Raw genomic sequence first — 18,121 nt, 5'->3', positions numbered from 1 at the left:
CGGAGTTTGGGACGGGTGGTTGCGGGGGCGGGTTCGGCTGCGGTTGCGGGTGGGGGCGGGTGCGGAACTCCCACGGGTCTCTCCTCGCGCGTATCGAGGTGCGGATCCGCCGCGGGGCGGAGGTGATCGCCGCAGACGATATGACTACCCGTCAGATTCGGGAAGGGGGTGCGCACGTGCCGGTGGCGGGGAGGTGCGTCGTTCCCTGCGGGGATTCACGCGGAAGGCCCCGGTGCGAATGACGCTCGCACCGGGGCCTTCCGTCGCTCGTCCGGCTCAGCCGGTCGCCGCGCAGTTGGGGCAGATGCCTCGGTAGGTGACCTCGACGCCGGACACCGTGAAGCCGAAGCGCTCGTCGCTCGGCAGGTCCGCCATCGGGTCGCCGGCCGGGTGCACGTCGCGGATCGTGCCGCAGCTCGCGCAGACGAGGTGGTGATGGGGGCGGTGTGCGTTCGGGTCGTACCGCTTGGCGCGGCGGTCCGTGGAGACCTCGATGACCTCGCCGAGCGACACCATCTCGCCCAGCGTGTTGTACACGGTGGCGCGGGAGATCTCGGGCAGCTTGGCCACGGCCCGCGCGTGGACCTCGTCGGCCGTCAGGTGCACATGGTCCCCGTCGAGGACCTCGGCCACGACGCGCCGCTGCGCAGTCATGCGCCAGCCGCGTCCGCGAAGTCGTTCCAACAGGTCACTCATGGAAACAAGCCTAACAGTGAGGGGACCAGGTCCCGAACGGGTGTGACTTTGGATGTCCGCTTGACTTGGACTAAGTCCATTGTAGGATCGGCAACGGCATACGCCAAGGGACAGGCTGTGCAGTTCGAGACGAATGTGCAGGAACGACGCAGGAGGCGCACGTGACGCAGGGACCGCTCACCACGGAGGCCGGCGCGCCGGTCGCCGACAACCAGAACAGCCAGACCGCGGGCGTCGGCGGTCCCGTCCTGGTGCAGGACCAGTCGCTGCTGGAGAAGCTCGCGCACTTCAACCGTGAGCGCATTCCGGAGCGCATCGTGCACGCCCGCGGCGCCGGCGCGTACGGCACGTTCACGCTGACCCGTGACGTCTCGCAGTGGACGCGCGCCAAGTTCCTCTCCGAGGTCGGCAAGCAGACCGAGACCTTCCTGCGCTTCTCGACCGTCGCGGGCAACCTCGGCTCGGCCGACGCGGTGCGCGACCCCCGCGGTTTCGCGCTGAAGTTCTACACCGAAGAGGGCAACTACGACCTCGTCGGCAACAACACCCCGGTGTTCTTCATCAAGGACGCCATCAAGTTCCCGGACTTCATCCACACCCAGAAGCGCGACCCGTACACCGGCTCGCAGGAGGCGGACAACGTCTGGGACTTCTGGGGTCTGTCGCCCGAGTCCACCCACCAGGTGACCTGGCTCTTCGGCGACCGGGGCATCCCGGCCACGCTGCGCCACATGAACGGGTACGGCTCGCACACGTTCCAGTGGAACAACGAGGCCGGCGAGGTCTTCTGGGTCAAGTACCACTTCAAGACCGACCAGGGCATCAAGAACCTCACCCAGGCCGAGGCCAACAAGCTCGCGGGTGAGGACCCGGACAGCCACCAGCGCGACCTGCGCGAGGCGATCGAGCGCGGCGACTTCCCGTCCTGGACGGTGCAGGTCCAGATCATGCCGGCGGCCGAGGCGGCCACGTACCGCTTCAACCCCTTCGACCTCACCAAGGTGTGGCCGCACGCGGACTACCCGCCGATCGAGATCGGGAAGCTGGAGCTCAACCGGAACCCGGAGAACATCTTCGCGGAGACCGAGCAGTCGATCTTCAGCCCCGCGCACTTCGTGCCGGGCATCGGTCCGTCCCCGGACAAGATGCTCCAGGGCCGTCTCTTCGCGTACGGCGACGCCCACCGCTACCGCGTCGGCATCAACGCCGACCACCTGCCGGTGAACCGTCCGCACGCCACCGAGGCGCGTACCAACAGCCGGGACGGCTACCTGTACGACGGCCGCCACAAGGGCGCGAAGAACTACGAGCCGAACAGCTTCGGCGGTCCGGCCCAGACCGACCGTCCGCTGTGGGAGCCCACCACCGTCACCGGTGAGGTCGCCACGCACGCGGCCCCGAGCCACGCCGAGGACAACGACTTCGTGCAGGCCGGAAACCTCTACCGGCTCTACTCCGAGGACGAGAAGGCCCGGCTGATCGAGAACCTCGCCGGGTTCATCGTCAAGGTCTCGCGCGACGACATCGCCGAGCGCGCGATCAACAACTTCCGCCAGGCGGACGGCGACTTCGGCAAGCGTCTGGAGGCCGCGGTCCAGGCCCTTCGCGGCTGATCCGGGCGGCTGCCGCCGGCGGTGGGCCGGTCTCCTCTTCGGGGGAGACCGGCCCACCGGTCGTTCACGCCGGGGTCAGCCTATGAGTTCCGCGTGGTGGTGGCGCCTGATGGGCGCCCAGCAGCGCAGGATGTCGCGGACGGAGACGATGCCCACGGGCCCGTGGCCGTCCAGCACGATCAGGTGGCGGAACCCGCCGTGTGTCATGGCCTCCGCGGCCTCTTCCAGGGTCCAGGTGGGCGAGGCGAAGACCACATCGGTGGTGGTGTGGGCGGCGGCGGTCTCGACGTCCGGATCCTGTCCGGAGCCGACCGCGTTGAGGATGTCGCGTTCGGTGAGGATGCCGAGCCCGCTGTTGTCCTGGTCGAGGACGACCGCGGCCCCGATGCGGCGGACCGACATCAGCCGGGCGGCCTGGCGGAGTGTATGGGCGGGCCCGATGGTGAGGACCAGCGTGCTCATGGCGTCACGGACGAGCATGAAGGGAGCCACCTCCTTGGTGAACGGCCATGTGAGCCGATTCACAAATTCACAAGCGGGGGGACTCTCAGAGTTGCACCGATGTGCGGGCGGAACAAGGGGAGTGAAGCGCACCGAGGGGCGTGCGACAGCGCGCGACGCCCCTCGGGAACACGGTCCGGTGATGCGATCCGATGCGATCCGGGCCGGTGGAGCCGGTTCAGCAGTGCGGGCTCAGCCGCGCCGGTTCAGTAGCGCTGGTTCAGGTAGCCGAGCAGCTCGTGGTGGAGCAGCCCGTTCGATGCCGCCGCGTTGCCGCCGCCCGGACCGGAGACCCCGTCCAGGCTCGTGAACCTCCCGCCCGCCTCCTGGACGATGATCGCGTTGGCGGCCATGTCCCAGAGCGAGAGCTCGGGCTCCGCGCAGATGTCCACCGACCCCTCGGCGACCATCATGTACGGCCAGAAGTCCCCGTACCCGCGCGTGCGCCAGCAGGCCCGCGTCAGGTCCAGGAATCCGTCGAGGCGGCCCTGCTCCTCCCAGCCGCTCAGCGAGGCGTACGCGAACGAGGAGTCCGCGATCCGCTCCACCTTCGACACCTGGATCCGGGTCGCGGAGGTCAGGCTGCGGCCGGTGTACGCCCCGGCGCCCTTGGCCGCCCACCAGCGCCGGTTCAGCGCGGGGGCCGACACCACGCCGACCACCGGCTGGAAGCCGTCCTCGCCCGCCTCCATCAGCGAGATCAGCGTCGCCCAGACGGGCACGCCGCGCACATAGTTCTTGGTGCCGTCGATCGGGTCGACGACCCAGCGCCGCGGGCCGGTGCCCTCGATCCCGAATTCCTCGCCCAGAATCGCGTCGCGCGGGCGGGCCCGATGCAGGTGGCCGCGGATCAGTTCCTCGGCGGCCTTGTCGGCCTCGCTCACCGGCGTCATGTCCGGCTTGGTCTCGACCTTGAGGTCGAGGGCCTTGAACCGGTCCATCGTCGCCGCGTCGGCGGCGTCCGCCAGTACATGGGCAAGGCGCAGATCATCGTGGTAATCGGGCATGCGGTCACAGTATCGACCGAAGGTGAACGGGGCCATACGTCCCCGGAGCCGCGCCGACCGTCGACAGCCGCGCGGACCATTGACAGTCCCGGGGAGCGAGCCGACGCTGGGTCGCGGAGCCCTCGGCGCGGGAGGCGACGATGCCCACAGCGCGGGAAGTACTGCTGGACGCCGCCCTCTCGGCGCTGGCGACCCTGCCCTGGACGTCGGTGCGCATGGTCGACGTGGCCGCCGCCGCGGGCGTCTCCCGGCAGACCCTCCACAACGAGTTCGGCGGCAAGGACGGCCTGGCCCGCGCCCTGGTGCGGGACGCCGCCGACGGCTATCTGGCCGGGGTCGAGCAGGCGCTGGGATCGGCCGGCGGCACGGCGGACAGACTGGCCGCCACCGCTGCCTGGACCGTCCGGGCCGTACGCGCGAACGTGCTGGTGAAGGCCTTGCTCACCGGCTGCTGGAGCGAGCGGTTACCCAGCCCCGGACCCCCGCCGGCCGGGTACGCGTCCCCGCTGCCGGGCCCGCGCGGCGCCGATCCCGGACCGCCGGCCCCCACCGAACTGCTCCGCCGGGCCGGTGAACGCGCGGTGGCCGCACTCGACGGGGAACGGCCACCGCGAGGCCGGGAGGAACTGGCCGCGACCTGCGAGATCGTGCTGCGGCTCGCCCTGAGCTACGCACTGGTGCCCGCCCCGCCGGAGGCCGGGGGAGAGCCGGCACCGCTGGTGCGCCACGTGGTGGCACGGGCGCCGGACGCGGTCAGTGGGACGAGCCCGAGAGCTGGAGACCGATCACCCCGACGATCACCAGGGAGATCGAGACCAGCTTGAGCGTGGAGACCACGTCGTCGAGGAAGACCATCCCGTAGATCGCGGTGCCCGCCGCGCCGATGCCGGTCCACACCGCGTAGGCGGGGCCCACGTCGAGCTTCTTCAGCGACAACGTCAGCAGACCGAAGCTGCCGAGGGCGAAGACACAGAACGCGATGGTCGGCCAGAGCCGGGTGAAGCCGTGCGAGAGTTTCAGACAGACGGCGAAGCCGGTCTCCAGAAGTCCTGCGACCACGACCAGCAGCCACGCCATCGTCAGTGCCCTCCCGCGTCGGTGACCGCCTTGCCACACTGAATACGATTATGCACTTACCGGTGACACCGGATCGCAAACGTGCCCCGGTCAGTCGCCCTCGCGCCGTTCCCGGGTGGACAGCAGCCGGTGCAGCGAGTCCAGCCGGGCCGGATCGGCGTGGCCGTCCGCTACCCAGGCGGCCAGGGCGCATTCCGGTTCACGGCTGTCGTGGGTGCAGCCGCGCGGGCACTCCTCGGTGCCGGGCTCCAGATCCGGGAACGCGTGGATCACCCGGGACGGGTCGATGTGGTTGAGCCCGAAGGAGCGCACGCCGGGGGTGTCGATCACCCAGCCCCGGTAGTCGGGCAGCGGCAGCGCCAGCGCCGAGGTGGTGGTGTGCCGGCCGCGCCCGGTGACCGCGTTGACCACTCCCGTCGTACGCCGCCGGTCCTTCGGCACCAGCGCGTTGACCAGCGTGGTCTTGCCGACGCCGGAGTGCCCGACGAAGGCGGTGACCCGGTCGTTCAACTGCTCGCGGACCCGGTCGGCCGCGTCGCCGTTCTCCAGCTCCTCGCGGCTGGTCACGATGAACGGGACGCCCAGCGGCGTGTACGCCTCCAGCAGCTTGTCCGGGGAGGCCAGATCGGACTTGGTGAGGACCAGCAGCGGCGAGAGCCCGCCGTCGTACGCGGCGACCAGACAGCGGTCGATCATCCGCGGCCGGGGTTCCGGATCGGCCAGGGCGGTGACGATCGCCAGCTGGTCGGCGTTGGCGACGACCACCCGCTCGTACGGATCGTCGTCGTCCGCGGTCCGGCGCAGCACCGAGCGGCGCTCACCGATGCGGACGATGCGGGCGAGGGTGTCCTTGTCGCCGGAGAGATCACCGACGATGGAGACGGTGTCGCCCACCACGGCGGCCTTCCGGCCCAGCTCACGGGCCTTCATCGCCATGACCGTACGGCCGTCGACGAGGCAGGTGAGGCGGCCCCGGTCGACGGTGAGGACCATGCCCTCCTCGGCGTCCTCGTGCTTCGGGCGGGTATGAGTGCGAGGCCGGTTGCCCTTCGGGTTGGGGCGGAACCGGATGTCGTCCTCGTCGGGGTTCTTGCCGTAGCGGCGCATGTCTCAGGCCCCGAGCATTCCGGTCCACATCTGCGGGAAGTCCGGCAGGGTCTTGGCGGTCGTCGCCACGTTCTCGATCTCCACTCCGGGGACGGCAAGGCCGATGATCGACCCCGCGGTCGCCATCCGGTGGTCGTCGTACGTATGGAACGTACCTCCGCGCAGCGGGCGGGGCCGGATGTGGAGGCCGTCGGCGGTCTCGGTGACATCGCCGCCCAGCTCGTTGATCTCCTTGGTGAGCGCGGCCAGCCGGTCCGTCTCGTGCAGCCGCAGATGGGCGACGCCGCTCAGGGTGGAGGGCGAGTCGGCCAGGGCCGCGACCGCCGCGATGCCCGGGGTGAGCTCGCCGACCTCGCCGAGGTCGACGTCGATGCCGTGGATCCGGCCCGAACCGGTGAAGGTGAGCCCGCGCTCGGTCAGCTCGCAGCTGCCGCCCATCGCGGTGAAGATCTCCCGCAGCGCGTCGCCCGGCTGGGTGGTGTGCTCGGGCCAGTCGGGGATCGTGACCCGGCCGCCGGTGACCAGCGCGGCCGCGAGGAACGGCTGGGCGTTGGAGAGGTCGGGCTCGATGGTCAGATCACGGCCGAGCAGGGCGGAGGGGGAGACCCGCCAGACGTTCGGCTCGCCGCCCGTCTCCGGCTCGTCGACCTGCGCGCCGACCGCCCGCAGCATGTCGACGGTCATCCGGATGTGCGGCATGGAGGGGAGCCGGGCGCCGGTGTGACGCACCTCCACCCCCTGGTTGAAGCGCGGCGCGGACAGCAGCAGCGCCGAGACGAACTGGGAGGACGAGGAGGCGTCGATCGCCACCGGACCGCCGTCCAGCGCACCGCTGCCGTGCACGGTCATCGGCAGCGAGCCGCGCCCCTCGTCGTCGATCCGGGCGCCGAGCACCCGCAGCGCGTCGATCACGCCGGTCAGCGGGCGCTCGTACGAACGCGGGTCGCCGTCGAAGCGGACCGGGCCGTCGGCGAGGGTGGCGACCGGCGGCAGGAAGCGCATGACCGTACCGGCGTTGCCGACGTCGACCGTGGTCGGGCCGTGCAGCCGGGCCGGGATGACCCGCCAGGCCTCGCCGGAGCCGTCCGGGCCCACGCCCTCCTCGATGCCCACGCCCATCGAGCGCAGCGCCTCGGCCATCAGCAGGGTGTCGCGGGAACGCAGCGGGCGGCGCAGCCAGCCGGGCTCGGCGGCGAGAGCGGCGAGGACCAGCGCGCGGTTGGTGACCGACTTCGATCCGGGCACGGTGACGGTCGCGTCGACCGCCCCGGTCGCATGCGGGGCGGGCCAGAGAGCGGGGTGCACGGAGCTTTCGGTCATGGATCTCACTTTAACGGCCTTCGCCCGGCAGCCTCCCGCCCAGCGGGCTCCGCCGAGGTCCTCTCATGCCCCGCATGCCTCACATGCCGAGCAGCCAGCGCCCGCCGCCGATCAGTGAGCAGAGCGACACCGCGTGGAAGAGGAAGAGCCAGAGCGCGGCAGGCACGTCCGTCAGCCGTGACAGCTGGTCCGCGTCCGAGTCGGGCGCACCGCCGTGGCGCCGCTTGGACTGGAGCTCGAAGGCCGGGCGCACGCCGCCGAGCAGCAGGAACCAGACCACGGTGTACGCGAACAGCGACTGCCAGGCGGGTGAGGCCAGCCAGGACACCAGCAGGAAGGCCGAGCCGGTGAGGATCACCGTCAGCGCCCCGTACACATTGCGGATCATCACCAGCATCACCGCGAGCAGCGCGGTGGCCACCCACAGCAGCAGTGTGATCCTGCCGTCGACCAGCAGCCACGCGCCGCCCAGGCCCAGCAGCGGCGGGGCGGTGTAGCCGGCGGCAGCGGTGAGGACCATGCCGATCCCGGTCGGCTTGCCGCGGCTGACGGTGAGGCCACTGGTGTCCGAGTGCAGCCGGATGCCGGACAGCTGCCGGCCGGTGAGCAGCGCGATCAGCCCGTGGCCGCCCTCGTGCGCGATGGTGATCGCGTTGCGGGTCAGCCGCCATATCGGGTTCGGTACGACGGCGATCAGTGCGAGCGTGCCGGTGACCACCACCAGCCACTGCTCGGGGGCGGGCTGGGTGCCGAACACGCGGTCCCACAGATTGCCCAGTTCGGTGCTGTCCATGGTGCGGGCGGCTCCTTGCGGTATCGGCTTGCGGTATCGGCGTCCTGCCGGTGTGACGGTCGTGGCAGTCTGGCACTCATGTGCGGACGGTATTCAGCGAGTCGGCGGCCCGAGGACCTGACCGGACTCTTCCAGGTCGAGAAGTGGGAGCCGGCCGAAGCCCTGGCGCCCGATTGGAACGTGGCGCCCACCAAGGAGGTCTACGCCGTACTGGAGCGTCCTCTCAAAGACGCAGACGACCAGCGTCCGGTTCGCCAGATGCGCGCGCTGAAATGGGGGCTCGTGCCGTCCTGGGCGAAGTCCCCGGAGGGCGCCGCGCGGATGATCAACGCCCGTGCGGAGACCGTCCACGAGAAGCCGTCCTTCCGCCGCCCCTTCGTCTCCCGGCGCTGCATCCTGCCCGCCGACGGCTACTACGAGTGGGTCACCGGCGCGGACGAACGGCAGCTGGAGGAGAAGGGGAAGAAGAAGCGGCCGCGCAAGCAGCCGTACTTCGTGACCCCCGCCGACGGATCGGTCTTCGCGATGGCCGGGCTGTACGAGTTCTGGCGCGACCGGACGCTGCCCGACGACCACCCGATGGCCTGGTGGGTGACGTGCACGGTGATCACGACCGAGGCGGAGACCACCCCGCTCGCCGTCGCCCCCGCGGACGGCCCGTCCACGCTCGCCGACATCCACCCCCGGATGCCGCTGATGCTGACCCCGGACCGCTGGGACGACTGGCTCGACCCCTCGCGCACCGACGTCGAGGAGCTGAAGGGGCTGCTCGCACCGCCGCCGGGCGGGCTGATGCGGGCCTATCCGGTGGCCACGGCCGTCAGCAACGTCCGCAACAACGGGCCCGAACTGCTGGAAGAACTGGCCGCACCGGAAGTGGGCACCCTCTTCTGAGCTCCCGGCGGGGAGGATGGGGCACGTGAGCACTGAAGACACCGGCCACCGGGCCGAAACGGTCGACACCGATGCCGGACCGGCCAGGATCACCTGGTTCCCCGCGACGGGCACCACGAAGGCGGGGAGCGCCCGCCCGGTGCTGGCCCTCGGCCATGGCGCGGGCGGCGGCATCGAGGCCCGCGATCTCCAGGCCCTGGCCGCCGCGCTGCCCGCCCACGGGGTGACCGTGGCCCTGGTGGAGCAGCCGTGGCGGGTCGCCGGGAAGCGGCTGGCGCCCGCCCCGAAGACCCTGGACACCGGGTGGCGGGGGCTGTGGCCCGCGCTCACCGCGCCCGGACTGCCCGTCGTCGCGGGCGGGCGGAGCGCCGGGGCCCGGGTGGCCTGCCGGACCGCCGCGGAGCTCGGCGCCCACGCCGTCCTCGCGCTCAGCTTCCCGCTGCACCCGCCGGGCAAGCCGGAGAAGTCCCGCGCGGACGAGCTGCTCGGCTCCGGCGTGCCCACGCTCGTCGTGCAGGGCGGCCACGACCCGTTCGGGCGGCCCGCCGAATTCCCTCCGGGGGAATACGAGCTCGCCGAAGTGCCGTACGCCGACCACGGGTTCTCCGTACCGAAGAAGGCCGGCCTCGGCCAGGACGAGGCGATGGGGATCCTGACCGCCGCCGTGACCGGCTGGCTGTCGGCCCTCGTGTGACGTGCACCCCGGGAATGTTGGGGGAGGGGCCACTGTTGTCGGTGACATCGGTACATCAACGTCGTACGTGGAGAGGGAGTCCGTCGCATGGGTTCGACCATCTGCCCGCGCCGCTCGAACGCCGCTGACCTGGAGTGGACGGTGCTGCACGCGGCCAAGACCACTCCCGAGCGGGCCCCGGGCGGATCGGAACGACAGCCCGTATCGAAGCAAGGTCGACTATTCTCCGATTCGAGCGGGTCCGGTTTCGGCTCCGCCACAGCGTTGGAGGAGGTGGGTCCGGTCACTGGGACCGACACAGGGACCGACGACGGCCGCGCACAGGAGACGTCCGCCGAGCGCAACGCGCGCTTCGAGCGGGACGCGCTCGGTTTCCTCGACCAGATGTACTCGGCCGCGCTGCGCATGACGCGCAACCCCGCGGACGCCGAGGACCTGGTCCAGGAGACGTATGCCAAGGCGTACGGCTCCTTCCACCAGTTCCGTGAGGGCACCAACCTCAAGGCGTGGATGTACCGCATCCTCACCAATACGTTCATCAACTCGTACCGCAAGAAGCAGCGCGAACCCCAGCGCAGCGCCGCCGAGGAGATCGAGGACTGGCAGCTGGCGCGCGCCGAGTCGCACATGTCGACCGGTCTGCGGTCCGCCGAGTCGCAGGCGCTCGACCACCTGCCCGACTCCGACGTGAAGTCCGCTCTGCAGGCGATCCCCGAAGAGTTCCGCATCGCCGTGTATCTCGCCGATGTCGAGGGCTTTGCCTACAAGGAGATCGCGGACATCATGGGGACTCCCATCGGTACGGTGATGTCCCGACTGCACCGGGGCCGCCGCCAACTGCGCGGCATGCTGGAGGACTACGCCCGGGAGCGCGGGCTCGTCCCGGCCGGTGCCGGAGAGTCGGACGATCGGAAAGGCTCGGGCTCATGAGCTGCGGAGAGCCGCACGAGACGGACTGCTCGGAAGTCCTCGATCATCTCTACGAGTTCCTCGACCACGAGATGCCCGACAGCGACTGCACCAAGTTCGAGGTGCACTTCGAGGAGTGCTCCCCGTGCCTGGAGAAGTACGGCCTGGAACAGGCCGTCAAGAAGCTGGTGAAGCGTTGCTGCGGCCAGGACGACGTGCCCAGTGATCTGCGGTCCAAGGTGATGGGCCGGATCGATCTGATCCGCTCGGGGCAGGCCGTGCCCGAGCAGGACGTGACGGCGGCCGAGAGCGGACAGCCGACCGTCGCCAAGGAGTGACACCCGGCGGCCGGCACGTACCGGCCGCCGCCACCGAATCACCCGAATGTGCTAATCGGGCTCATCGACGCTCGACCGGTTCCACAACTCGCTAGCCTGGCGCCTCCATTGACCATGTTGGGGGGCGGGCCGGGCGGGTGAGAGCCACACGCGGGGCGGCGCGCGCGTACATCGCGGCGGTCGTGCAGGGTGCCCTGTGCTGTGTGCTTCCCGCGCTGCGGAGCGGTGCCGGGACCCCGTGGGTCACCGTCGCACTGCTCACCGGGCTCTATCTGGCCTGTGAACTCCCGGGGCGCTGCCCCTTCTTCGGCAGCTCCATGCCGATCCGTGCCGGATCGTTCTTCCCGTTGCTGCTTGCCACCGCCTTCCTGCTGCCGCCCGCCGCCGCGGCCCTCGTCGCCGTGCCCGGATCGCTCGTCGGCCGGGTCGAACAGCCGCCGTTCACCGCACGGCGCGTCTGGCGGGCCGCGCAGCTCGCCGTCACGGTCTGGGCGGCCTCGTCCGTCCACGGACTCTTCGGCGGCACCGCCACGCTCGGCGGCACCGGTACCGGCCCCGGCCGGCTCCCCGACCTGCCCCACGCGATCCTGCCCGCCTGCGCCGCCGCCCTGGCCTTCAGCCTCGTACTGACCTCGCTGGACGGCTCCATCCTGGCCGTGGCCGAGCGGCTGCCCCTGCGGCGGGCCTGGAGCGGGCTGCTGCCGCGCTCGCTGGGACCGCATCTGGTGCACGGACTCGCCGGGCTGATGATGGCGGTCCTGTGGCGCGGTCCGTACGGTCCGCTGTCCGCGCTGATCGTCCTGCTGCCGATGTACATCTCCTGCTGGGTCTTCGCCCAGTACCACCGCGAGCACGCCGCCCACCGCGCCACCATCAGGGCGCTGGTGCAGGCCGTCGACATCAAGGACACCTACACCCGGGGCCACAGCGAACGGGTCGGGCGGGCCTCCGTCCTCATCGCCCGCGAACTGGGCATGGACCCCGGCCGCCTGGAGGTCGTCCGGTTCGCCGGCATCCTGCACGACGTCGGCAAGCTCGGCGTCCCCACCCGGGTGCTCCGCAAGGACGGTCCGCTCACCCCGGAGGAACGACAGGTGATCGAACTGCACCCGGAGTACGGGCACGAGATCGTCCGCGGCATCGGCTTCCTCGGCGAGGCGCGGGCCGCGATCCTGCACCACCACGAACGGCTCGACGGCAGCGGCTACCCGTACGGGCTCAGCGGGCGCGAGATCCCGGAGTTCGCCCGGGTCGTCGCGGTGGCGGACGCCTTCGACGCGATGACCTCGACCCGGTCCTACCGGCGGGGCAGGCCCGTGCCGGCCGCGCTGGAGGAGCTGAAGCGGTGTGCGGGCACCCAGTTCGACCCGCAGATGGTCCGGGCGCTGGCGCGCGGGCTCGAACGGCACGGCTGGTCGGCGGTGACGATGGCCGGGACGGCGGACGGGCCGGGGGTCCCCGGGCCCCGGGCCGAGAGCGCGGAGGCCGCCCCGGGCCGCCCCGGGCCGTCCGGCGGGCTCGACCGCGTACCGCCGCCGCAGCCCCCGGCGGACGGGCTCGGTGCGGTGCCCGGACCGCAGTCGCCCGCGGACCGCCGCCGGTGACCGGGGACAGCGCCGGGACCCGGCTGCCCGCCGCCGTCCTCACCGTCCGCGCCGCCGCGGCCCTGCTCGCCGCCGCCGGGCTCGGCCACACCCTCTGGAACGGCGTCCACGAGCCCGGTCACGCCCTCGCCTTCGGGGTGCTCATCGCCGTCGGCGAACTGGCCCGCTGGGGCGCGCTGCCCGGCGAGCGCGAGCCCGCGCCGCTCGGCGCCGCCGGAGCCCTCGCGTACGCCCTGCTGGGCCGCAGCGGCGGCGGACCGACCGAGCACGGCGTCCTTCAGGTGGTCGCCGTGCTCGTCGCGGCGAACCTCGTGGCCTGTGTGCCCCATGTGGCCCGGGGCACGGGGCCCGCACCCGACCGGGTGGCCCGCCGCGTCCTGACCGTCACCTTCGCCGCCGTGTGCTTCCAGCCGCTGTACAACAGCGGGCGCGCCGAGGGCTGGTCCGGCGAGGGCCCGTACTACGTGCTCGTCCTGCTCCTGATCCTCGTCCTGACCGCCCTGTGCGACGCCGTGCTCGCGGCCCTGCTGCTGCGTGCGCGCACCCGCCACCCCTACCCGCCACTGCTGCGGGACGAGCTGCGCGGCCTTCTCGGCATCGGCTCGGCGGTCTGCGCGACCGGGGTCGTGATGGCGCTCGGGGTGGCCGTCGCCGGGCTGTGGGCGCTGCCCGTCCTGTGCGTACCGCTGCTGCTGACCCATGTCTCGTTCCGCCGGTTCGTCGCCGTGCGCATCACTTACCGGCAGACCATCGCCTCGCTCGCCAGGTCCACCGAGATCGCCGGGTACACCCCGCACGGGCATGCCCGCCGGGTCGCCCTGCTCTGCCGGGCCGTCGGCCGTGAGCTGGGGCTCTCCGGGAGCCGGCTGACCGTGCTGGAGCACGCCGCCCTGATGCACGACATCGGTCAGCTCTCGCTGGTCGACCCGGTCCCGGACGGGGCGACGGCCACCCTGCCCGCCGCCGATCAGCGCCGTATCGCGCTGCTCGGCGGGGCCGTGGTCCGCCAGACCGGGGTGGACCCCGAGGTAGCCGTCGTCGTGGAACGGCAGGCCGACCCCTACCGCGAGCAGCCGTTGTCCGCCAGGATCGTCAGGGCCGTCAACGCATACGACGACCTGTGCGGGGAAAGTCTCATCGGGCCGCTGGGCGCGCTGGAACAACTCAGGCTCGGGACCGCCCACGACTATCAGCCCGAAGTCGTGGAATCACTGGCCAGGGTCCTGGCCCGGGGCGTTCCGGCCCCGGTCCTGCCCGGGTAACCCATGGGTAATGAGCGGGCGTCCGGCCCGGCATGGTTGGATGCGAAGAAGAGCGGAAAACGAGGGTGTCCAGTCGGGACAGGCGGGAATCGTGAGGATCTTCGGGAAGGTACGGCATCGGCCCTCCGCCTCTTGGCGGCAGGCCACGGACCGCGCGTTCACGCTGATCGGCGACGGCCGGTACGAGGACGCGGGCGCGCTGCTGACACGTGCGGCGGACCTGGAACCCTGGCTCTCGGAGTCGTGGTTCAACCTGGCGCTGCTGCACAAGTTCCGGCATGACTGGGAACAGGCGAGAGCCGCCGGCCTGCGGGCCGTCGCGCTGCTCGACAAGGAATCCGGTGCTCCCGACTGGTGGAACGTCGGGATCGCCGCCACCGCGCTGCAGGACTGGCCGCTGGCCCGCCGGGCCTGGCAGGCGTACGGCCTGAAGGTGCCGGGAGCCGGCCAGCACACCTCGGCGGCCAACAGCGAGCCGGTCGGCATGGAGCTGGGCAGCGCCGCGGTACGGCTGTCGCCGGAGGGCGAGGCCGAGGTCGTCTGGGGCCGCAGGCTCGATCCGGCCCGGATGGAGGTGCTATCCATTCCGCTGCCGTCGTCCGGCCGCCGCTGGGGCGAGGTCGTCCTGCACGACGGGGTGCCGCACGGCGAGCGGGTCACCGCGGCCGGACCCTCCTACCCGGTCTTCGACGAGATCGAGCTGTGGGCGCCGTCCCCCGTACCGACCTGGGTGGTGCTGCTCGAAGCGGCCACCGAGGCGGACCGGGACGCGCTGGAGCAGCTGGCGTCCGACGCCGGGTTCGCCGCCGAGGACTGGTCGTCCTCCGTGCGGCTGCTCTGCCGGGCCTGCTCGGAGAGCCGGATGGAGAGCGACGAGGGCGACGGCGAGCACCTCGACCCGCACGACCACAGCGAGCCGGGCCATCCGGGCCCGCTGGGCCACCGCACCGCCGGTGAGCTGTGGGTGCCCGAGCGGGAGTGCGGGATAGCGGCACCGGCCGGGCTGGTGCGCGGTCTGCTGGACGGCTGGGTGGCGGACAGCCCGGACAGCCGCGAGTGGCGGGATCTCGAAGAAGTCTGCTGACCGGTGCCCGTAGGCTGTACGGGCACCGGGTCGCGGTGCTCGGGTGCCCAGGCCCCGGAACCGTCGGACGGCCTGGGTTCAGGCAGGGCCGGACTTCGGGCCCAGGGCCGGGTTTCAGGTTTTGAGGAAGGCGTACGGCGGACATGGCGCAGCAGGAGACGGACGAGCAGATCAGCGTCGACGACGAGGGTTTCGTCGTTGACACCGAGGACTGTGAGGCGCGCGAGGCGGCACATCGCGAGCGCGGCACCTCCCGTCCGATCACGGTCGTGGGCAACCCGGTGCTCCACAAGGAGTGCAAGGACGTCACCGAGTTCGACGACGAGCTGGGCCGGCTGATCGACGACATGTTCGCGAGCCAGCGGACGGCGGAGGGCGTCGGCCTGGCCGCCAACCAGATCGGCGTCGACCTCAAGGTCTTCGTCTACGACTGCCCGGACGACGACGGTGTGCGGCACGTGGGCGCCGTCTGCAACCCGGTGCTCGAAGAGCTGGCGCCCGAGGACCGGATCCTGGACGACTCCAACGAGGGCTGCCTCTCCGTCCCGACGGCGTACGCCTCGCTGGCCCGCCCGGACTACGCGGTGGTCCGCGGACAGGACGCCAAGGGCAACCCGGTCAAGGTCCGGGGCAGCGGCTACTTCGCCCGCTGCCTCCAGCACGAGACGGACCACCTGTACGGCTACCTGTACATCGACCGGCTCTCGAAGCGGGACCGCAAGGACGCGCTGCGGCAGATGGCGGAGAACACGCCGCGCTACGAGGTCGTGCCGAACGACTGAGCGCGCGGCGGTCGTCACTGCTGGGCCCGGCACCTCGCATGCATCGCGAGGTGCCGGGCCCAGCGGTTTCCGCACCGGTTTCCGCACGGGGACGCGCGTCAACTGTCATTCATCCCTGGGCAGTTGACGCGCGTCGACTCGTCCGACAAGCTCTCTGACCACACTTCCGTCACAGCGGGGAGCCCCACATGCTCAGACGTACCGCACGACTCCTGCTCGGTCTTGTCATGACCATGGCTTTCGCCTTGGGTGGTGCCGTGGCGACCGCCGGCACCGCACAGGCCGACGGCTGCTACACCTGGACCCGCACGATGTCCCCCGGCGCCACCGGCAACGACGTCGTCCAGCTCCAGATCCGGGTGGCCGGCTACCCCGGCTACAACTCCGTACTCGCCGTCGACGGCTCCTACGGACCGGCCACCACCGCCGCCGTCAAGCGCTTCCAGGCCGCCTACGGCCTCGCCGCCGACGGCATCGCGGGCCCGGCCACCCAGGCCAAGATCTACGAGCTCCAGGACAACGACTGCACCCCGGCGCACTTCACGTACGCCGAGCTCAACCACTGCAACAGCACCTGGGCCGGTGGTGCCGTCGCTGCGGGAACCGCCAAGGCCAACGCGCTGAGCACCATGTGGAAGCTGGAGGCGCTGCGGCACGCGCTCGGTGACCGCCCCATCACCGTCAACAGCGGCTTCCGCTCCACGTCCTGCAACAGCGCGGTCGGCGGGGCCTCGAACAGCCGTCATCTGTACGGCGACGCGGCCGACCTGGGCGGGATCGCCTTCTGCACCCTGGCCCAGCAGGCTCGCAACCACGGGTTCAACGGGATCCTCGGCCCGGGTTACCCGGACCACAACGACCACGTCCACGTGAACCAGGGCCCGAGCCACTTCTGGTCCGCGCCCAACTGCGGCATCTGACACGCGTGTGGGGCCCGCCGGCACCGGCGGGCCCCACCTGTGCGCGGGACGGTCAGGCCGTCTTCGCGTCAGCCGGGTACGGCCCGTCGTCTGGACCGCGGCGCCGTCCGCGGCCCGCCGGGTCAGGGAGAGCTGCGAGATGGCGTTGCGCAGGGTCAGCGTCCCGGCCCCGGGGGCCAGCTGCCAGCGCTTGGTGCGCGCCGCCGCCGAACAGGCGCCGAGCGACAGCTCGGCCCCGACCTCCAGCGGAGCGCCCAGGTACTTCTTGCCCCGCACCGCGTCCAGGCACTGGTCCGTCCCGGCCGCGCGCACCGTGTAGTACCCGTCGGCGGTCGCCGTCAGTGTCCAGGAGGCCGCGCCGCCGCGGACCAGGGACACACCCGAGTCCGCCCCCGGAGCGAGGACCTCGTCCCCGGCGGTCAGCCGGTACGTGCCGTCGGCCAGCGGGGTGCGGTCGGTGTTCGACCAGCCCGGCGCGTGGCCGATCCGCCTGGCCAGCGCCTCGAAACCGTCAGGCCGCGCCGACCATCGTGGTCGGGCCGCGGAAGGTGCGACGGTACGCATTCGGCGTGGTGTTCAAGGAGCGTACGAACTGGTGGCGGAGGGCGGCGGCGGTCCCGAAACCGGTGCGCCCGGCGATCGTGTCCACCGTTTCATCGGATGTCTCCAGCAGGTGCTGCGCCAGTAGTACCCGCTGGCGCAGCAGCCAGCGGTACGGAGTGGTGCCCGTCTCCTGCTGGAAGCGGCGGGCGAAGGTGCGCGGCGACATGTGGGCCTGGGCGGCGAGCTGCTCGACGGTCATCTCCTGGTCGAGGTGGCGCTCCATCCAGACCAGCGTCTCGCCGACGGTGTCGCAGGAGGTGCGGGGCAGCGGCCGCTCGATGTACTGCGCCTGGCCGCCGTCCCGGTGCGGCGGCACCACCATGCGGCGGGCGAGCGCGTTGGCGGCGTCGGGGCCGTACGCCTGGCGGACCAGATGCAGGCAGGCGTCGATCCCGGCCGCCGTGCCCGCCGAGGTGATGACCTGGCCCTCGTCCACGTACAGCACATCGGGCTGGACGACGGCTCGGGGGAAGCGGCGGGCCAGCTCCGCCGCGTGGCGCCAGTGGGTGGTGCAGCGGCGCCCGTCCAGCAGTCCGGCCGCGCCGAGCAGGTACGCGCCGGAGCAGACGCTCAGCACCCTGGCCCCCCGGTCCACGGCCCGGCGCAGCGCGTCGAGGACCTCCTCGGGGTACTCCCGGTCCGCGAAGTGGCTGCCGGCCGGCACGGCGATCAGGTCGGCCTCCTCCAGTCGGTCGAGGCCGTGCGGCGTACTGATGGTGAAGCCGGCATGGGTCCGCAGCACCGGGCCCTCGGCGGAGACCACGGCGAAGTCGTGGACCGGCAGGCCCTCGTCGCTGCGGTCGAGGCCGAAGACCTCGCACAGCACGCCCAGTTCGAAGGGGTGGACCTCGTCGAGCAGCAGAGCGGCGACATTTTTCAGCATGGAACCAGTGTGGCAGTAATTCGACGTTCCATGA

19 protein-coding genes and 1 pseudogene are annotated in these 18,121 nt (G+C 71.6%); 11 read left to right on the top strand and 9 right to left on the bottom strand.

What is annotated here, in order from left to right; genetic code table 11:
* Positions 1-276: 276 nt before the first annotated feature.
* Positions 277-696: a Fur family transcriptional regulator gene (locus tag ACFYY7_RS09610; protein ID WP_356088433.1), complete on the bottom strand. Its 420-nt coding sequence runs from the start codon at positions 694-696 to the stop codon at positions 277-279.
* Positions 697-857: 161 nt separating this feature from the next.
* On the opposite strand from ACFYY7_RS09610, the gene ACFYY7_RS09605 reads away from it, so the two are divergent.
* Positions 858-2,309, top strand: a complete 1,452-nt coding sequence (locus ACFYY7_RS09605; RefSeq protein WP_388659125.1) for a catalase — start codon at positions 858-860, stop codon at positions 2,307-2,309.
* 75 nt (positions 2,310-2,384) lie between these two features.
* On the opposite strand, the gene ACFYY7_RS09600 is transcribed toward ACFYY7_RS09605, so the two are convergent.
* Together ACFYY7_RS09600 and hisN are read right to left on the bottom strand one after the other, a co-directional pair.
* Positions 2,385-2,789 (bottom strand): cyclic nucleotide-binding/CBS domain-containing protein, encoded by a 405-nt coding sequence (locus tag ACFYY7_RS09600; protein WP_388659122.1) that lies wholly within the window; start codon positions 2,787-2,789, stop codon positions 2,385-2,387.
* 227 nt (positions 2,790-3,016) lie between these two features.
* A complete protein-coding gene (gene hisN, locus ACFYY7_RS09595; protein ID WP_376311987.1) occupies positions 3,017-3,817 on the bottom strand; it encodes a histidinol-phosphatase in 801 nt (266 codons plus the stop codon).
* 140 nt (positions 3,818-3,957) lie between these two features.
* Between hisN and ACFYY7_RS09590 the strand changes: the two genes are divergently transcribed.
* Entirely contained in the window at positions 3,958-4,641 is a 684-nt protein-coding gene (locus ACFYY7_RS09590) for a TetR family transcriptional regulator (protein ID WP_388659119.1), read from the top strand.
* On the opposite strand, the gene ACFYY7_RS09585 is transcribed toward ACFYY7_RS09590, so the two are convergent.
* The 4 genes from ACFYY7_RS09585 to ACFYY7_RS09570 all read right to left on the bottom strand — a co-directional run bounded on the left by ACFYY7_RS09585 (position 4,571) and on the right by ACFYY7_RS09570 (position 8,114).
* Positions 4,571-4,894: a multidrug efflux SMR transporter gene (locus ACFYY7_RS09585; protein WP_145803350.1), complete on the bottom strand. Its 324-nt coding sequence runs from the start codon at positions 4,892-4,894 to the stop codon at positions 4,571-4,573. The genes ACFYY7_RS09590 and ACFYY7_RS09585 overlap by 71 nt on opposite strands.
* A 90-nt stretch (positions 4,895-4,984) precedes the next feature.
* Entirely contained in the window at positions 4,985-6,001 is a 1,017-nt protein-coding gene (gene rsgA, locus ACFYY7_RS09580; protein WP_388659115.1) for a ribosome small subunit-dependent GTPase A, read from the bottom strand.
* 3 nt (positions 6,002-6,004) lie between these two features.
* The gene (aroA, locus tag ACFYY7_RS09575) at positions 6,005-7,321 is read right to left on the bottom strand and encodes a 3-phosphoshikimate 1-carboxyvinyltransferase (protein ID WP_388659112.1); all 1,317 of its coding nucleotides are present in this window, start codon (positions 7,319-7,321) and stop codon (positions 6,005-6,007) included.
* Between the two features lie 79 nt (positions 7,322-7,400).
* Entirely contained in the window at positions 7,401-8,114 is a 714-nt protein-coding gene (locus ACFYY7_RS09570) for a M50 family metallopeptidase (protein WP_388659110.1), read from the bottom strand.
* A gap of 78 nt (positions 8,115-8,192) precedes the next feature.
* On the opposite strand from ACFYY7_RS09570, the gene ACFYY7_RS09565 reads away from it, so the two are divergent.
* The 9 genes from ACFYY7_RS09565 to ACFYY7_RS09525 all read left to right on the top strand — a co-directional run bounded on the left by ACFYY7_RS09565 (position 8,193) and on the right by ACFYY7_RS09525 (position 16,601).
* Positions 8,193-9,008, top strand: coding sequence for an SOS response-associated peptidase (locus ACFYY7_RS09565; protein WP_388659107.1), 816 nt, complete (start codon positions 8,193-8,195; stop codon positions 9,006-9,008).
* 16 nt (positions 9,009-9,024) lie between these two features.
* A complete protein-coding gene (locus tag ACFYY7_RS09560; protein ID WP_388659103.1) occupies positions 9,025-9,702 on the top strand; it encodes an alpha/beta family hydrolase in 678 nt (225 codons plus the stop codon).
* Between the two features lie 273 nt (positions 9,703-9,975).
* Entirely contained in the window at positions 9,976-10,632 is a 657-nt protein-coding gene (locus ACFYY7_RS09555; protein ID WP_266729806.1) for a sigma-70 family RNA polymerase sigma factor, read from the top strand.
* Complete coding sequence (rsrA, locus tag ACFYY7_RS09550) at positions 10,629-10,949, top strand: mycothiol system anti-sigma-R factor (RefSeq protein ID WP_388659100.1); 321 nt, start codon at positions 10,629-10,631, stop codon at positions 10,947-10,949. Before ACFYY7_RS09555 ends, rsrA begins: the two co-directional genes overlap by 4 nt.
* Before the next feature lie 137 nt (positions 10,950-11,086).
* Positions 11,087-12,553: an HD-GYP domain-containing protein gene (locus ACFYY7_RS09545; RefSeq protein WP_388659098.1), complete on the top strand. Its 1,467-nt coding sequence runs from the start codon at positions 11,087-11,089 to the stop codon at positions 12,551-12,553.
* Positions 12,550-13,815, top strand: coding sequence for an HD-GYP domain-containing protein (locus tag ACFYY7_RS09540; protein WP_388659095.1), 1,266 nt, complete (start codon positions 12,550-12,552; stop codon positions 13,813-13,815). The genes ACFYY7_RS09545 and ACFYY7_RS09540 overlap by 4 nt, the downstream gene beginning before the upstream one ends.
* 91 nt (positions 13,816-13,906) lie before the next feature.
* Entirely contained in the window at positions 13,907-14,899 is a 993-nt protein-coding gene (locus ACFYY7_RS09535) for a hypothetical protein (protein WP_072483827.1), read from the top strand.
* A gap of 143 nt (positions 14,900-15,042) precedes the next feature.
* Positions 15,043-15,681 (top strand): peptide deformylase, encoded by a 639-nt coding sequence (gene def / locus ACFYY7_RS09530; RefSeq protein WP_351261951.1) that lies wholly within the window; start codon positions 15,043-15,045, stop codon positions 15,679-15,681.
* A 188-nt stretch (positions 15,682-15,869) separates the two neighbouring features.
* On the top strand, positions 15,870-16,601 hold the full coding sequence (locus ACFYY7_RS09525) for a D-Ala-D-Ala carboxypeptidase family metallohydrolase (RefSeq protein ID WP_388659092.1): 732 nt from the start codon (positions 15,870-15,872) through the stop codon (positions 16,599-16,601).
* A 99-nt stretch (positions 16,602-16,700) separates the two neighbouring features.
* Here ACFYY7_RS09525 and ACFYY7_RS09520 read toward each other — a convergent pair.
* Both ACFYY7_RS09520 and ACFYY7_RS09515 read right to left on the bottom strand, forming a co-directional pair.
* Positions 16,701-17,165 (bottom strand): annotated as a pseudogene (locus ACFYY7_RS09520) (RICIN domain-containing protein); the annotation flags it as partial.
* Positions 17,113-18,087, bottom strand: coding sequence for a GlxA family transcriptional regulator (locus ACFYY7_RS09515; RefSeq protein ID WP_388659089.1), 975 nt, complete (start codon positions 18,085-18,087; stop codon positions 17,113-17,115). The gene ACFYY7_RS09515 and the pseudogene ACFYY7_RS09520, both read right to left, overlap by 53 nt.
* Positions 18,088-18,121: the final 34 nt, after the last annotated feature.

The sequence above is a fragment of the Streptomyces sp. NPDC001933 genome, from assembly GCF_042890955.1.
In the GTDB taxonomy this organism is placed as follows: Bacteria; Actinomycetota; Actinomycetes; order Streptomycetales; family Streptomycetaceae; genus Streptomyces.
The sequence above is the reverse complement of the archived record's forward strand: the minus strand, read 5'-3'. Positions and strand labels throughout refer to the sequence as shown.

Excerpts from the sequence above, each read along its gene's own strand:
- ACFYY7_RS09610 (WP_356088433.1), bottom strand. The coding sequence starts at position 696 with ATGAGTGACCTGTTGGAACGACTTCGCGGACGCGGCTGGCGCATGACT.
- ACFYY7_RS09600 (WP_388659122.1), bottom strand. The coding sequence starts at position 2,789 with ATGCTCGTCCGTGACGCCATGAGCACGCTGGTCCTCACCATCGGGCCC.
- hisN (WP_376311987.1), bottom strand. The coding sequence starts at position 3,817 with ATGCCCGATTACCACGATGATCTGCGCCTTGCCCATGTACTGGCGGAC.
- ACFYY7_RS09590 (WP_388659119.1), top strand. The coding sequence starts at position 3,958 with ATGCCCACAGCGCGGGAAGTACTGCTGGACGCCGCCCTCTCGGCGCTG.
- ACFYY7_RS09585 (WP_145803350.1), bottom strand. The coding sequence starts at position 4,894 with ATGGCGTGGCTGCTGGTCGTGGTCGCAGGACTTCTGGAGACCGGCTTC.
- rsgA (WP_388659115.1), bottom strand. The coding sequence starts at position 6,001 with ATGCGCCGCTACGGCAAGAACCCCGACGAGGACGACATCCGGTTCCGC.
- aroA (WP_388659112.1), bottom strand. The coding sequence starts at position 7,321 with ATGACCGAAAGCTCCGTGCACCCCGCTCTCTGGCCCGCCCCGCATGCG.
- ACFYY7_RS09570 (WP_388659110.1), bottom strand. The coding sequence starts at position 8,114 with ATGGACAGCACCGAACTGGGCAATCTGTGGGACCGCGTGTTCGGCACC.
- ACFYY7_RS09565 (WP_388659107.1), top strand. The coding sequence starts at position 8,193 with ATGTGCGGACGGTATTCAGCGAGTCGGCGGCCCGAGGACCTGACCGGA.
- ACFYY7_RS09560 (WP_388659103.1), top strand. The coding sequence starts at position 9,025 with ATGGGGCACGTGAGCACTGAAGACACCGGCCACCGGGCCGAAACGGTC.
- rsrA (WP_388659100.1), top strand. The coding sequence starts at position 10,629 with ATGAGCTGCGGAGAGCCGCACGAGACGGACTGCTCGGAAGTCCTCGAT.
- def (WP_351261951.1), top strand. The coding sequence starts at position 15,043 with ATGGCGCAGCAGGAGACGGACGAGCAGATCAGCGTCGACGACGAGGGT.
- ACFYY7_RS09525 (WP_388659092.1), top strand. The coding sequence starts at position 15,870 with ATGCTCAGACGTACCGCACGACTCCTGCTCGGTCTTGTCATGACCATG.
- ACFYY7_RS09515 (WP_388659089.1), bottom strand. The coding sequence starts at position 18,087 with ATGCTGAAAAATGTCGCCGCTCTGCTGCTCGACGAGGTCCACCCCTTC.